This is a genomic window from Pseudonocardia adelaidensis, assembly GCF_039543345.1.
Classification (GTDB): Bacteria; Actinomycetota; Actinomycetes; order Mycobacteriales; family Pseudonocardiaceae; genus Pseudonocardia; species Pseudonocardia adelaidensis.
The window spans coordinates 53,918-68,471 of sequence record NZ_BAABJO010000027.1; the positions used below are offsets into that span (position 1 = coordinate 53,918).

Genomic DNA, 14,554 nt, shown 5'->3' on the forward strand with positions numbered 1-14,554 from the left:
GTGGAGGCCCAGAAGTCAGCGCAGCAGGCAACAGCCCAGGCGGGGGCTTGGGTGTCCGGGCTGCGCTGGGACGACGTCCCGCCGCGCGTGCGCGGCCGGCTCGGCCTGGTGCTGCTGGACACGCTCGGCGTGTGCCTCGCGGGGGCGCGCGAGGAGGAGCAACGGCGGCTGGTCGAGGCGTGGCGCCCGGCGCCGGGCCCGGCTCCCCTGCTGGGCGCGGGCCGCACCACCACCGTCGAGGCATCCGCGTGGCTCAACGCGGCCGCGCTCGTGCGCTTGGAGCTGGACGAGGGCAACAAGTACGCCAAAGGCCACCCCGCGGCGCACGCGTTCCCCGCCGTGCTGGCGCTGGCCGCCGACCTGCGTGCGTCCGGCCCGGAGACCATGGCTGCGCTCCTCGCGGCGTACGAGGTGGCGAGCCGGTTCGGCCGCGCCACCAGCCTGCGGGCCGGCGCGCACCCGCACGGCTCGTGGGGCGTGGCCGGCGCGGCGGCGGGGTGTGCCCGGCTGCTCGGGCTCGGCGCGGACCAGGCCGCGGCGGCCGTCGACACCGGCGCGGGGCTGCCGGTCGCCGGCCACTTCGGGAGCGCCCTGGACGGCAACCCGGTGCGCGACGCGTGGATGGCCGCGTCCAACCTCTCCGGACTCGCCGCCGCACGGATGGCGCAGGCCGGCGTCGCCCGCAACACCGGCACCGCGGCGATCGCGCTCGGCGAGCTGCTCGGCGGGTTCGACCCGGGCGCCGTCGCCGACGGGCTCGGCGAGCGCTGGGACGTCGAGCTGGGCTACTTCAAACGGCACGCAGCCTGCTCGTTCACCCACCCCGCCGCCGACGTCGTGCTCGCGCTGCGCCCCGAGATCCCCCTGGACGCGGTGCAGGAGATCGTCGTCGAGACGCACGCGCTCGCGGCCGGCCTCACCAGCACGACCTGGGACTCGCGGCTGGGCGCCCTGTTCTCCACGCCGTTCGTCGTCGCGGCCGCGCTCGTCCACGGGCACGTGCGCCCGTCCGCGTCCAGCGGCGACGCGCTGCACGACCCCCGCGTCGCGGCGCTCGCGGGACGGGTGGTCGTCCGCGAGGCCGCCGACCTCACCGCCCGGCTCCCCGCCGAGCGCGCGGCACGCGTGACCGTCCGCGGCGTGTCCGGCGCGGTCACGCGGGAGGTTCCGAACCCCGTGGGCGACAGCGCGTACCACCCGATGGACGCCGCCGCGCTGCAGGACCTGCTGGCAGAGCTGCTCGGCCCCGCAACTGCCGCCGAGGTCGCGCGGTGCGCCGCGGAGACCGCGACGGCGGACGACGTCTCGATCCCGCTCAGGAGGCTCGCGTGCACATCCACGCCGTGACACCGATCCACGTCGACGCCGACGAGCTGGCCCGCCGCCAGGCGCGCTACGACGCGCTGTGCCCGCCGGGCCTGCACCTCGAGCTGCACGACATCGGGCCGGAGGCGCCGCGCGCCCTGGACACCGCCGACGAGGTCCGCGAGTCCGAGCGGCTCGTCGTCGCCGCGCTGCGGGCCGCACCGCCGGGGTACGACGTGCTCCTGCCCGACTGCGTGCTCGACCCGGGCGTCGACCAGCTGCAGGGCGAGCTCCCGGTCGTCGGCATCCTGCGCCTGTCGCTGGGCTGGCAGGTGCTCACCGGCCGGCCCACCGGGGCGGTGGCCCGCAACAAGGCCATCGCCGACGAGCTGGCCGGGAAGGTGGCGGCGTACGGCTGGTCCGGGTGGTTCACCGGCGTCCGGGTGCTCGACCTCGACGTGCACGCGATCGCCGACACCCAGCGCTGGAACGACGCGGTCGGCGCCGCGCTCGAGTCACTGGAGCAGGACGGTGCCGCGGCCGTCATCAACGGTTGCTCGGCCGTGGACGTGCCCGCCGGTGACGTCCGGGTGGTGGACCCGACGGCGCTCGCGCTGCGGGTGCTGGCGGCCGGATCATGACAGCGGCAGGACCGGACCTGGTGGTCGCCGGTGCGGGCGGCGGCCTCGTCGCGGCGCTGCGGGCCGCGCAGCAGGGCCTCGACGTGCTGGTCGTCGAGGCCAGCGAGCACTACCGGCGCGGCAACAACACCTCGATGTCCACCGCGATGATCCTCGGCATCGGCACCCGCTGGCAGCGCGACGCCGGCATCGCGGACTCGCCCGACCTCTTCGTCGAGGACGTGCGGCGCAAGACCGGGGGCGCCGGGGACGAGCGGCTGGCGCGCGCCCTCGCGGAGGTGAGCCCGCGGCTCGTCGAGTGGCTGGCCGACGACACCGGCCTCGCGCTCTCCCTGGTCACCGACTTCCACTACCCCGGCCACTCCGTCGACCGCTGCCACACCGTGGAGGGCCGGCACGGCACCGTGCTGCTCGACCACCTCGCCACCGCGGTGGCCGCCTCTCCCCGGATCGACGTCATGGCGCCGGCCCGGCTCGTCGACGTCCTGGTGAACGACGCGGGCGCCGTGCGCGCCGCCGTCGTGGAGACGCCCGACGGCGCCCGCGAGGAGATCGACACCCCGGCCGTGCTCCTGGCGACCAACGGCTACGGCGCCGACCCCGACCTGGTCTCCCGGCACTGCCCGGAGATCGCCGGTGCCGTCTACCACGGGAGCGAGACCTCGCGCGGGGACGCGCTGCGCATCGGCGCGGCCCTCGGCGCCGGGACCGCGTTCCTCGACGCCTACCAGGGTCACGCGGCCCTCGCCCAGAAGTCGGCCACGCTCGTCGGCTGGGCCACCGTCATGCACGGCGGCTTCATGCTCGACCTGACCGGCCGCCGCTTCGGCGACGAGACCACCGGCTACTCCGAGTACGCCGCCGTGCTCGCGGGACGGCCGGAGGCCACGGGCTGGCTGGTGTTCGACCGGCGCGTGCACGACGCGTGCCTGCCGTTCACCGACTTCCGGCAGACCGTCGAGTCCGGCGCCCTCGTCTGGGCCGACGACGCCGAGGCGCTCGCGAAGGCCACCGGACTCCCCGCGGGCGAGGTGGCCGCCGAGCTCGCCACGACGGCTGCGCTGGCCCGCGGCGAGGGGACCGACCGGTTCGGCCGCACCGGCTTCGAGGCACCCCTGGAGCCGCCCTACGCGGCGGTCCGCGTCGTCCCGGCGCTGTTCCACACGCAGGGCGGGCTCGTCGTCGACGGGTCGGCCCGCGTGCTCCGGGCGGGCGGGAGCCCGATCCCCGGCCTGTACGCCTCCGGCGGTGCCGCCGCGAGCATCTCCGGCCACGGCGCGTCCGGCTACCTGGCCGGCAACGGCCTCCTGCCGGCGCTGGGCCTGGCGTTCCTGGCCGCCGACCACGTCGTCTCGAGAGAAGGAAAGCGATGACGCAGATCCAGACCCTCATCAAGAACGTCACCGTCGTGCGGCCGGACGCGGCCGCCTCGCCGGACGGGGACCGCCTGGACATCGGCATCGCCGACGGGAAGTTCGTGCGGGTCGAGGCGGACATCCCCGCCGCCGACGCCCAGACCGTCGTGGACGGCCGCGGCCTCCTCGCGTTCCCCGGCGCCGTCGACGCCCACCAGCACTGGGGCATCTACAACCCGCTGTCGCAGGACTCCGAGACCGAGAGCCGCGCGAGCGCGCAGGGCGGCGTCACCACCGGCCTGACCTACATGCGCACGGGGCAGTACTACCTGAACCGCGGTGGGCCCTACTCCGAGTTCTTCCCGCACGTGCTCGCGGGCAGCGAGGGCCGCTCGTACATCGACTACGGCTTCCACCTCGCGCCGATGTCGAGGCAGCACATCGACGAGATCCCGGCGATCGTCGAGGACTTCGGCGTCACGTCTTTCAAGATCTTCATGTTCTACGGCAGCCACGGCCTGCACGGGCGCTCCTCCGACCAGAGCTCGTTCCTCATGATCGGAGAGGACGAGCGCTACGACCTCGCGCACTTCGAGTTCGTCATGCGCGGGGTGCAGGAGGCCAGGGAGAAGCTGACGGACGTCGCTCCGTACATCTCGCTGTCGCTGCACTGCGAGACCGCGGAGATCATGACCGCCTACACGAAGCTCGTGGAGCAGGACGGCACGCTGCAGGGCCTCGCCGCCTACAGCGCGTCGCGCCCGCCGCACTCCGAGGGCCTCGCCGTCACGATCGCGTCGTTCCTCGCCGACGAGACGGGCCTGCCGACGATCAACCTGCTGCACCTGTCGTCGCGCAAGGCGATGAAGGCCGCCATGCTCATGGCGAAGACGTTCCCGCACGTCGACTTCCGCCGCGAGGTGACCATCGGGCACCTGCTCGCCGACATCGACACCGCCAACGGCATCGGCTCCAAGGTCAACCCGCCGATCCGGCCCCGCGAGGACGTCGAGGCGCTGTGGGAGCACGTGCTCGCCGGCAACGTGAGCTGGGTCGTCTCCGACCACGCCTGTTGCAAGGACGAGACGAAGTTCGGCGACCCGCGCGAGGACGTCTTCGCCGCGAAGTCGGGTTTCGGCGGCGCCGAGTACCTGCTGCCCGGCCTGGTCAGCGAGGGCCGCCGCCGCGGCCTGTCGAACCAGCGCATCGCCCAGCTGACCTCGTGGAACCCGGCGCAGCGGTTCGGCCTGCTCGGCAAGGGCACGATCGCCCCCGGCTACGACGCCGACCTCTGCCTCGTCGACACCTCGACGTCGTGGACGGTGCACGCGCAGGACTCGCTCTCGACGCAGGAGTACACGCCGTTCGAGGGGTTCGAGCTGGGCGCCCGCGTCACCGACACCTGGGTGCGCGGCCACCACGTGCTCGACCGCGGCAACGTCGTCGGAGACCCGCAGGGGCGGTACGTGCGCCGTCCCCAGGCCCGATGAGCGAGTTTGCGAGCGAATCAATGCCACAGCGCCCGCGCGAAGCGCCGGCCGAGCGCAAGCGAGGCCGAGCGATGAGCGAGCTTGCGAGCGAATCAATGTCACAGCGCCCGCGCGAAGCGCCGGCCGAGCGCAAGCGAGGCCGAGCGATGAGCGAACTTGTGAGCGAACCAGCGGCGCACCCCGGGCCGCTCGACGGGATCCGCGTCCTCGACGTCTCGACGATCCTCGCCGGGCCGCTGGTGGCGCAGATCCTCGGCGACTACGGGGCCGACGTCGTCAAGATCGAGCACCCGACCCGCGGCGACGGGATGCGCGGCCACGGGCTCGACAAGGACGGCGAGCCGCTGTGGTGGAAGATGATCAGCCGCAACAAGCGCACCGTGGGGCTCTACCTCGGCAGCGCAGAGGGCGCGGACGTCTTCCGCAGGCTCGCGCGCACCGCCGACGTCGTCATCGAGAACTTCCGGCCCGGCACCCTCGAACGCTGGGGGCTCGGCTACGACGTCCTCTCCGCCGACAACCCGGGGCTGGTGCTGCTGCGCGTCACCGGGTTCGGGCAGACCGGCCCGTACGCGAAACGGGCGGCGTTCGGCACGCTCGTGGAGTCGATGAGCGGGTTCGCGCACCTCACCGGCCAGCCCGACGGGCCGCCGACGCTGCCCGCGTTCGGCCTGGCCGACTCGATCGCCGGCATGGCGGGTGCGGCCGCCGTGTCGATGGCGCTCTACCGGCGCGAGCGCGACGGCGCGGGCCAGGAGATCGACCTCGACCTGCTCAGCCCGATCATGACGGCGGTCGGCCCCGGCGTGATCTACGCCGACCAGCTGGGCATCGACCAAGAGCGCACGGGCAATCGCTCGAACAACAACTCGCCGCGCAACACCTACCGCACGAAGGACGGCGAGTGGGTCGCGGTCTCGACGAGCGCCGACAGCATCGCGCGGCGCGTGATGCACCTGGTCGGGCACCCGGAGGTGATCGACGAGCCGTGGTTCGCCACGGGCCGCCAGCGCGCACGGCACGCCGACCTGCTCGACGAGTACGTCGGGGGCTGGATCGCGCAGCGCACGCGCGACGAGGTGGCCGCCGCGTTCGAGGAGGCGGGCGCCGCCGTCGCCCCGGTCTACCGGCCCAGCGAGCTCCTGACCGACCCGCAGATCCGGGCGCTGGACATGATCACCACGGTCGACGACCCGGCCCTGGGGCCCATGCGCATGCAGAACGTCCTGTGGCGGATGGGCCGCACGCCGGGCCGCATCCGATCGACGGGCAGGCGCATCGGCGAGGACACCGACGAGGTACTGGCCGAGGCCGGCCTCTCCGAGGGCGAGGTGGCCGGCCTCCGCGAGCGCGGCGTGATCCGCTGAACCGGCCGGCTCCGGTCACTCCGGTTCCCGCCGCGGCCGGTGATCTCGGCGGCCGGCCTCGACCGCGCCGAGGAACTGGCGGACCACGAGCCCGAGGACGAGCAGGTCGAGGAGCATCTGCGCGGCGACGACCATGCGGGCCGCCTGGCTGGTGGCCGTGATGTCCCCGAAGCCGACGGTGGCGAAGACGGTGACCGTGAAGTACAGCGAGTCGGTACGGGTGAGCGAGCCGACGTTGAAGTGCTGGGGGTTGGACCGCTCCATGACGAAGTACGTGGCGGCGAACAGGAGCAGGAACGCCGGCACGGTGATGGCGAGCGCCTCGACGGCCCGGATGGCCGAGTGTCGATGCCGGATGATCGCCCGCACCTGGTAGGCGACGATACCGGTCAGCGCGGCCAGCCCGGCCGCCAGGGACAACGCGAGCGAGACGCCCGCGACGTTGTCCAGCGGTAGCAGGTAGTACGCCAGGACCAGGACGACGGTGGTCGCGGTCGCCCGGAGCAGGCAGATGCCGACGAGCCGGCGGCGCACCGCACCCGGAAGCGGTTCGATGGGGGGAACGTCCACGCCAGGCCTCCTCGTCGTGCTCTCACGGCGCCGCGACCCGTTCGTCACATGTCCCGGATCGTCGAGCCGACCGGTGCGGACCGCCTTGACGAACTGGAGGTCCTGCTCGTTCTGATCGGTGTGAGGCCGAGCCCGTACGGCTCCGCCATCGCGGATCGGCCGTTGAACCGGGCCACCTGTCTAGTCGGGCCCGGCGTCGGTGCGGGCGGGGACGGCCGCCTGCCCACCGGTCGCCGGCTCGACGCGACACGTGGATTCCGTGGATTCCGTGGATGCGGGGTGCTCGCGGTCGGAGGTGTCGGCGCCGTCTTCATCGGCTTCGCCGTCCTCGTCCTCGGACGGTGCGGGCCTGCTGCCTTCGACCAGGCTGGACATCCATCTGGTGTTCGGGTCCACGTCGAGCAGCAGCGCCTTCGTCAGCAGCGTCAACGGGATGGCGAGCACGGCACCGATCGGGCCGATCACGAACGACCAGAAGACGAGCGACAGGAACGTCAACGACAGCGAGAGGTTCACCGTGTCGGACATGACCTTCGGCTGGATGACCGACTGGATCACGAAGTTGATCACGGCGTACGCCACGATGACCGCGAGCATGAGCCCTGGCCCGCCCTCGAGCAGGGCCAGCAGGGCGGGCGGAATGAGCCCGATGAAGTACCCGACGTTGGGGATGTAGCCGGTCAGGAAGGCGAGAAGCCCCCACAGCGCCGGCAGCGGCACCCCGATCGACCAGAGGAATGCGGCGTCGAAGGTCGCCACGATCAGCCCGAACACCGTCGTGAGCAACAGGTAGCTGCGGGTGCCGCGCACGAAGTCGTCCAGCACCCCGACGATCTCCGGGCGTTGCGGCCGCACCCGGGCCAGCCGACTCGAGAAGCCGCCGGCATCGACGCCCATGAACACGATCACGAAGATCAGGAACAGCAGGTTGGAGAAGACGCCTGCGACGCCCAGGAGCAGGTCGCCCACCAGCGCTGCCACGTGGGCGAAGTCGACCGCACCGACGGCGGCCAGGATCTGGTCGTGCCCCACGCCGAGCGAGGCGAGCCAGGCCCGCAGATCGTCGACCAGCGCCGTGAAGCTGTCCTGATAGGTCGGCAGGAGGGCCGCCAGCTCGGCGACCGACAACGCCATCGCCGACCCGAGACCCAGGATCGCCGCGACCAGCGTGATCAGCGTCGTGGTCACGGCCAGCCACCTCGGCACGCCGCGCCGGTGGAGGATGCCGGTGAGCGGGTGCACGCCGATGACGAGGATGAGCGCGAGCAGGACGGGTGCGACGATCGACGCGAACTCGCGCAGCGCCAGCACGCTGACCAGCACGCCGGACAGGGCGAGCACGACGACGAGACCACGCGGCATCACCCCGCGCCGGTCAGCGACGTCGGCCGGACCACTCACACCGCGACGCTCCCCGAGCGGGCCACCGATCGCTTCGCCCGGAACGGGTGAACCGCGGGCCGGCCGTGCATGCTCCCCTGCTTGCCGGCATCGATACCTTGTGCTTCTATGCATAAGGCTTCGAGCCATGGGAGGAAGCGGTCGTGCAGATCGACAAGGACCTGGTCGCGGCCTCGGCCACGCCGCTCGTGCTCGCGATCCTCGCCGAGGGCGAGAGCTACGGCTACGCGATCCTGAGGCGGGTGCGCGAGCTCTCGGGGGGTGAGCTCGAGTGGACCGACGGGATGCTCTACCCGCTGCTGCACCGCCTCCGCCGGCTCGGGTACGTCACCACGGAGTGGCGGACGCCGCCCGAAGGACGTCGCCGCAGGTACTACGAGATCACCGACGACGGGCGGGCGGCGCTCGCGGAGCAGCGCCGGCAGTGGGCCACGGTCACGCGTGCGTTGGGTGATGCCTGGCGAGGTCCCGGTGGGCTGATGCCGGCCCTCGGCGAGGTGTGACCCGTGGACCGGGTGGAGTCGCAGATCGCCGAGTGGCGTGCCTACGTCGCGAAGGCGCCTGCGGTCGCCGACCGCGACGTCGACGAGCTGGAGGCGCACCTCCGCGACCAGATCGCGGAGCTGGGCGCGGCCCACCTCACGACCGACGAGGCGTTCCTCGTCGCCGTGAAGCGGATGGGCGACCTCGACGGCCTCTCCCGCGAGTTCGCCCGCGAGCACAGCGGCCGGCTGTGGAAGCAGCTCGTCCTGAGCGGTGAGGAGGAGGCGGAGCGCCCGTCGGGCGGGTGGCTCGAGGCGCTCGTCCCCGCCGTCGGCGCGGCGGTCGCGGTGCAGGTCGCGCGCCTCGCCGCCGGCTTCCCGCAGGAGGAACCGGCGTGGCTGCTGCGGAACGCGGGCCTGCTCGTGCTGCCGTTCCTCGCCGGGTACTTCGCCCGGAGACGGGGCCTCGACGCCCGCGCATGGCTGCTCGCCGCCGCACCGTTCGTGCTCGCCGCGCTCGTCGTCAACCTCTACCCGTTCGCTCCGGGCTCGGCCACCGAGCTGCTCGTCGGGCTGCACCTGCCCGTCGTGCTGTGGCTGGCGGTCTCCTACCCCTACATGAACGGCACGGTCCGGGTGCACGCGCGGCGCATGGACTTCGTCCGCTTCACCGGCGAGTGGGCCATCTACTACGTGCTCATCGCCCTCGGCGGCGGCGTGCTGCTCATGCTCACCGGCGCGATCCTCGACCCGATCGGCGTCGACGTCGACCAGATCGCCCCGTGGGTGCTGCCGACGGGCGCGGCCGGAGCCGTGATCGTCGCGGCCTGGCTCGTGGAGTCCAAGCAGCACGTGGTGGAGAACATGGCACCGGTGCTCACCGTGCTCTTCACCCCGCTGTTCGCCGTGATGCTCACGGTCGCCGCGGTCACCTACCTCGTGTTCGGGGTCGCGGGAGCGTTCGACCGCGAGCTGCTCGGGGTCTTCGACGCCCTCATGGTGGTCGTGCTGGGGCTCGTCCTCTACGCGATGTCCGCGCGGGAGGAGGCCCGACCGGCCGGGCTGATGGACCGCGTCCAGCTGCTCGCCGTCGGCAGCGCCCTCCTGCTCGACCTGATGGTGCTCGGCTCGATGGTCGCCCGGATCGGCGATCTCGGGTTCACCCCGAACCGCGTGGCGGCGCTCGGCCTCAACCTCGTCCTGCTCGTGAACCTGGCCGGGACCGCCTGGCTCTCGACGCGGTTCCTCACCGGGCGGATCCCCTTCCACCGCCTCGAGCGGTGGCAGACCCGGTACCTGCCCGTCTTCGCCGCCTGGGCGGCGACGGTCGTCGCCGTCCTCCCCCTGCCGTTCGCGTTCACCTGAGTCTCGGCCTTCGGTGACCACGCGGTGCTGCTGCCGGTCCTTCCGTGGGCGCGCCGTTCTCGACCGGGGCCGGAGGGTGTCGGGCCTTCGTCGTGGTGCGGCACCCGAGACCTCTGCCGAGGTAGATCGCACGACCTGCTCGCGTGGCGGTGGAAGGCGGTCACCGAACCGGTGTTGACCGCGCTCGGCCAACGGTTCCCACCTCGGGCCGGACAGCCCGTGCCCCGCCTGCGGTGGGTGCTCGTAGTGCGCAAGACCGAGCTCTGCTTCGTGCACAGCGGGGTTCGTCTTGGCCAGCTCTCGGAACCGGGCTACTTCGGCGCGGACGGCGTCAAGGCTGACCGACGGTCCTCCGGAATGCTCGGGTCCGACCTGACGTGATCGTTCCGGAGCAGTTCGGTGAGTGGCAATCGGACTGCAGCGTGGCTGACCTCGTCGAGCGGGGTCTCCTTCGACGGCCGGTACGTTCCGCGGAACCGCGGAAGTCGGTGGGTTCAGGCAGCGGTCGTGATTCGGCGGGGCAGCAGCACGTCGAGGATGGGTTCGGGATCCAGGCGGTCGCCGTCCCAGTCCGGGGTCAGCGTGGTGTGGTCGATCCGCAGCCGGGCCTGGGTGTGCGCGTGCGCGACACGCAGGTGTTCGGTGGGCGGTGCGCAGGCTCATCCCGGCCCGCCACGACAACCAGTGCGCACAGGAGCGGATCCCGTCACCGGCCCAGCCGTCGCGGTCGTCGAACTCGGCCACCAGCTGGAGGAAGCGGGCCTGGGCGGCGGCGATGTGCCCGGCCAACCCCAACAGCTCCGATTCCAGATCGTCGATACTCATTCCGTGCAGCGGGGCGGGCAGCGAAACAATAGCGGCGACGGGCATGGAATTCCCCTGAGTCGGTGTGGCGTTCGACTTCAGGATGGCAGCCGGGTCTGACAATTCTTGAGCTGCGGAGCGCGTTCCGCGGAACGCGGTCAACGGTCGACTATCCTGCGGGCCCGATTCCCATGCCGCACCTCTGCCAAGAGCTGCGTGTCTACCCCGCCGCGTCCCGCGGAACGCAGCCTTCTCTCGTGGGCGCGCCCGGTCACCTCGGCACGGATACGATCGACCTCGATCGGGGTCTCGTGTGCTGGTCGTTGGTTCGCGTCGCTCTCACCTGCGGGCATGGTGGCTGGGTTGGGATCACTACCGAGCCCTGGGGTTGCTCTGGCGGCCGTCCCCGACCGGCGGGCACGCCCGTTCCCGACGAGACCGCCTCCGCCGGGTGCCCACGCAACTATCCGGTGGTCCCGATCCCCGCCCCACGCCCTGCCTGGAAGTGATTGCCTCCACGTAGGCACCGCACCCGCCGTGACGACCTCGTCGAGAACGGGGGTGCCCTCCAGCCGGGAACGGCTGCCCACGCAACCTCACGGCCCGGTAGCGGTGCCAACCCGGCCATTTCCAAGGGCGCGCGAGGAAGCCGTGAACCGACCGGCAGGTCCCGAGGCCTCGCTGATATCGATCGCATCGAGGCTCGAGGCGACCGGGCTCGCCAACGAGAGAAAGATCAGCTGATGGTGGCTGCGTTCCGCGGAACACGGCGGAGAAGGCAATCAGCCCCATGGAGCGAACGAAACGGGACAACAGAATAGTTGCGCAGGCACCCGGCCGCCACGGGCTCGTCGGGAACGGGCGTGCCGCGAGTCGGGTCGCTTCGGGTCCAGCGCCCCGCGGCGGCGCCGCCCTCGCGATCGGGACGGCTTCGTGAGCACCACCGCGGCACCGCCGAGCGTCCCCAAGCCGACGCCCGGACGCCGACCACGGGGGGCGGGGCTGCTGTCGCCCGAGGAGCTGCGCTTCCAGCTCGACGAGAACCGGGGCAAGGCCTCGTAGTCCGGTCGCGTCGGGGTCACGAGGGACCGGGGGTCTCCTCCACCTGGCGGATGAGCCGTTTCAGCTGGGAGATCTCGTCGTGCAGGGCCTTCGTGCCGGCCGCAGTCGGGTGGATCCAGGTGCGGCCGCGCCTGCCCTCGCAGCTCTTGGCAGATGTCCGGCGTGGCGCGCGGCACTCGACGCTGGTTCCGCCGAGCGGGCGCCTGCGAAGCTGGGCCCATGAGATACGTGGTGATCGGGGCCGGCGCCATCGGCGGGACGATCGGAGGGCGGCTGGCCGAGGCGGGCCGCGAGGTCGTGCTGGTGGCGCGGGGGGCGCACCTCGCAGCCCTGCAGGACTCCGGGCTGCGCCTCGACGACCCGGAACGCTCGCGCACGCTGCGCATCCCCGCCGTCGGCGGCGTCGACGAGGTCGGGTGGCGGACCGGCGACGTGGCCCTGTTCTGCACGAAGACCCAGGACACCGAGGCGCTGCTGGACGCCTTGCACGCCGTGGCGCCGGACGTGCCGGTCGTGTGCGCGCAGAACGGCGTGGCGAACGAGCGCTTCGCGGCCGCCCGGTTCGCCGAGGTGCAGGCGATGTGCGTGATGCTGCCCGCCGAGCACCTCACGCCCGGGCACGTCGTCGCCTACTCGGCCCCGGTACCGGGCGGGCTCGACGTCGGCCGGTACCCCGAGGGGGTCGACGAGCTCTCCGAGCGCATCGCCGCCGACCTCACGGCGGCCGGGTTCAGCTCCCTCGCCGACCCCGCCGTGATGCAGGCCAAGTACCGCAAGCTGCTCCTCAACCTCGCCAACGCCGCCGAGGCGGCGTGCGGGCCGCGGAGCCCGCGCCTCGCCGAGCTCGCCGCGGCGGCGCGCGATGAGGGCGAACGCTGCCTCGCCGCGGCCGGCATCGCGGTGCTCCCGATCGAGCAGGAGCGGGCGCGCCGCGACGGGCTGATCACGGAGCGGCCGGTGGCCGGCGCGTCGCGGAGCGGCGGGTCCACCTGGCAGAGCCTGCGGCGCGGCACCGGGTCGGTGGAGGCGCAGTACCTGAACGGCGAGATCGTCGAGCTCGGCCGCCGCTACGGGATCCCCACACCGGTGAACTCGCTGCTGCTCGACACGGTGGCCGAGATGGCCGAGGGCGCGGAGCCGCCCGGCAGCCGGGACCCGGCGCAGCTGCTCGCCGCGGTGCGGTAGTCACCGCTACGACGACGCAGCGGGCAGGTGCACGATCGCCGTGTCGTCGCTTCCGAGGTCGAGCGGGATCTCGACGTCCGGCCACCACACCACGACGATCCGCGTGCGGGCTCCCTCGGACGTCCCGTAGTGGTGCACCTCGCTGAGGATGCCGCTGAGGCCGTGCCCGCCCTTGCGCTCGATGAAGATCGGCTTACCCCGGTGTCCGGAGTGGAGCTGCCCCAGGAAGATCGCAGTGGGTTCGCTGTTCACCCGTTCCCGACCCTGTCCGCTGCCGACGTGGGTACCGCCGCCGATCACCGTAGCGGGTCGCCGCTCATCTGATGTGCCTAGCCACACATGCGGATCACGACGGGTGGGACGTGAGGTACCCGCCCATCTGCGGGAAGTGGTCCGCCGCGTCGTACTCGCGCCCGTCGTCGGTGCGCACCCGTTCGACGAGGACGCCGCGGTTGCGCCCGCGCCGGGCGTCGGCCCCCGCGACGATCACGACACCGCTCCCCCGCCGGATCACGATCCGCCCGGGCGTCCCGCCGATCGCGTCGTCGGTGACGCGGGCGCGCAGCACCCGCAGCCGCTCACCGCGGTGGAAGCAGTAGGCGTTCGGGTACGGGTCGGCCTGGGCCCGGACGAGGTTGAAGATGTCGCGCGCGGGCCAGGCCCAGTCGATGCGGTTGTCCTCCTCGCCGCGGCGGTGGAAGTACGAGGCCGCGGTCCGGTCCTGGGGCGTCCAGTCGGTGCGGCCGGTCGCCACCCGCTCCAGCGCCTCGACGGTGATCGGGCCGAACATCGCGAGGGTGCGGTCGAACAGGTCCACGACCGTGTCGTCGTCCGAAACCGGCGTGCGCAGCTGCAGGATGATGTCGCCGGCGTCGAACTCGGCGTTCATCATGTGGGCGGTGACGCCGACCTCGGGCTCGTCGTTGATCAGCGCCCAGTTCAGCGGAGCGAACCCGGCGTAGGCGGGCAGCAGCGCGTCGTGGACGTTCACGGTGCCAAGGCGCGGGAGCGAGTACACCTCCGGCGGCAGCCAGGTGCGCCAGTTCGAGACGACCATGACGTCGGCGGCGGCGCCGGCGACCGCCTCGCGGACCTCGGCGTCCTCGGCCCTGTTGCGGACCAGCAGCGGGATGCCGTGGTCGGCGGCGAGATCGGCCACCGACTCGTTGAAGATCTTCTCGTACGCGTTGTCCCCGTCCGGGTGCGTGACGATCAGCGGCACCTCGTGGCCCGCCGCGAGCACCGCCTCGATCGTCCGCCGCCCCCACGTCATGTATCCGAACGCCACGACCCGCATCCCGGTCACGGTCGCGCCCCGCGCTCCATCTCCGCCACCAGGCTGCGCGGGCGCATGTCGGACCAGTTGGCCTCGATGTGCTCCAGCACCTCCTGACGGGGGCCCGGACCGTGCACGGCCGTCCAGCCGGCCGGGATCTCCGCGAACGTCGGCCACAGGGAGTACTGGCCCTCGTCGTTGATCAGGGCGTAGAACTCGCCGCTCTCGTCGTCGAACGGGTTCGTCGACAT

15 protein-coding genes are annotated in these 14,554 nt (G+C 72.5%); 10 read left to right on the forward strand and 5 right to left on the reverse strand.

Features of this window, described 5'->3' with window-relative positions:
* The first annotated feature begins 51 nt into the window (after positions 1-51).
* The 5 genes from ABEA81_RS29770 to ABEA81_RS29790 all read left to right on the forward strand — a co-directional run bounded on the left by ABEA81_RS29770 (position 52) and on the right by ABEA81_RS29790 (position 6,158).
* Complete coding sequence (locus ABEA81_RS29770) at positions 52-1,347, forward strand: MmgE/PrpD family protein (RefSeq protein WP_345609506.1); 1,296 nt, start codon at positions 52-54, stop codon at positions 1,345-1,347.
* On the forward strand, positions 1,329-1,946 hold the full coding sequence (locus ABEA81_RS29775) for an aspartate/glutamate racemase family protein (RefSeq protein ID WP_345609508.1): 618 nt from the start codon (positions 1,329-1,331) through the stop codon (positions 1,944-1,946). Before ABEA81_RS29770 ends, ABEA81_RS29775 begins: the two co-directional genes overlap by 19 nt.
* Positions 1,943-3,319, forward strand: a complete 1,377-nt coding sequence (locus ABEA81_RS29780) for an FAD-dependent oxidoreductase (protein ID WP_345609510.1) — start codon at positions 1,943-1,945, stop codon at positions 3,317-3,319. Before ABEA81_RS29775 ends, ABEA81_RS29780 begins: the two co-directional genes overlap by 4 nt.
* Entirely contained in the window at positions 3,316-4,791 is a 1,476-nt protein-coding gene (locus ABEA81_RS29785; RefSeq protein WP_345609512.1) for a dihydroorotase, read from the forward strand. Before ABEA81_RS29780 ends, ABEA81_RS29785 begins: the two co-directional genes overlap by 4 nt.
* Before the next feature lie 146 nt (positions 4,792-4,937).
* On the forward strand, positions 4,938-6,158 hold the full coding sequence (locus tag ABEA81_RS29790) for a CaiB/BaiF CoA transferase family protein (protein WP_345609514.1): 1,221 nt from the start codon (positions 4,938-4,940) through the stop codon (positions 6,156-6,158).
* A gap of 15 nt (positions 6,159-6,173) precedes the next feature.
* Here the strand turns inward: ABEA81_RS29790 and ABEA81_RS29795 are convergent, their stop codons facing one another.
* Complete coding sequence (locus ABEA81_RS29795) at positions 6,174-6,728, reverse strand: potassium channel family protein (RefSeq protein WP_345609516.1); 555 nt, start codon at positions 6,726-6,728, stop codon at positions 6,174-6,176.
* Positions 6,729-6,908: 180 nt separating this feature from the next.
* Complete coding sequence (locus ABEA81_RS29800) at positions 6,909-8,129, reverse strand: AI-2E family transporter (protein WP_345609518.1); 1,221 nt, start codon at positions 8,127-8,129, stop codon at positions 6,909-6,911.
* A 143-nt stretch (positions 8,130-8,272) separates the two neighbouring features.
* On the opposite strand from ABEA81_RS29800, the gene ABEA81_RS29805 reads away from it, so the two are divergent.
* From ABEA81_RS29805 to ABEA81_RS29825, 5 genes are all read left to right on the forward strand, one after another.
* Entirely contained in the window at positions 8,273-8,632 is a 360-nt protein-coding gene (locus tag ABEA81_RS29805) for a PadR family transcriptional regulator (RefSeq protein ID WP_345609520.1), read from the forward strand.
* 3 nt (positions 8,633-8,635) lie between these two features.
* Entirely contained in the window at positions 8,636-9,976 is a 1,341-nt protein-coding gene (locus ABEA81_RS29810; protein WP_345609522.1) for a permease prefix domain 1-containing protein, read from the forward strand.
* 246 nt (positions 9,977-10,222) lie between these two features.
* Entirely contained in the window at positions 10,223-10,357 is a 135-nt protein-coding gene (locus tag ABEA81_RS29815) for a hypothetical protein (RefSeq protein WP_345609524.1), read from the forward strand.
* Between the two features lie 1,356 nt (positions 10,358-11,713).
* Entirely contained in the window at positions 11,714-11,842 is a 129-nt protein-coding gene (locus ABEA81_RS29820; RefSeq protein WP_345609526.1) for a hypothetical protein, read from the forward strand.
* Between the two features lie 219 nt (positions 11,843-12,061).
* Positions 12,062-13,027 (forward strand): ketopantoate reductase family protein, encoded by a 966-nt coding sequence (locus ABEA81_RS29825; RefSeq protein ID WP_345609528.1) that lies wholly within the window; start codon positions 12,062-12,064, stop codon positions 13,025-13,027.
* Positions 13,028-13,033: 6 nt separating this feature from the next.
* On the opposite strand, the gene ABEA81_RS29830 is transcribed toward ABEA81_RS29825, so the two are convergent.
* From ABEA81_RS29830 to ABEA81_RS29840, 3 genes are all read right to left on the reverse strand, one after another.
* Positions 13,034-13,279, reverse strand: coding sequence for a hypothetical protein (locus ABEA81_RS29830; protein WP_345609530.1), 246 nt, complete (start codon positions 13,277-13,279; stop codon positions 13,034-13,036).
* Positions 13,280-13,373: 94 nt separating this feature from the next.
* Entirely contained in the window at positions 13,374-14,324 is a 951-nt protein-coding gene (locus ABEA81_RS29835; protein ID WP_345609598.1) for a methionyl-tRNA formyltransferase, read from the reverse strand.
* Between the two features lie 5 nt (positions 14,325-14,329).
* Complete coding sequence (locus tag ABEA81_RS29840) at positions 14,330-14,554, reverse strand: MbtH family protein (protein WP_345609600.1); 225 nt, start codon at positions 14,552-14,554, stop codon at positions 14,330-14,332.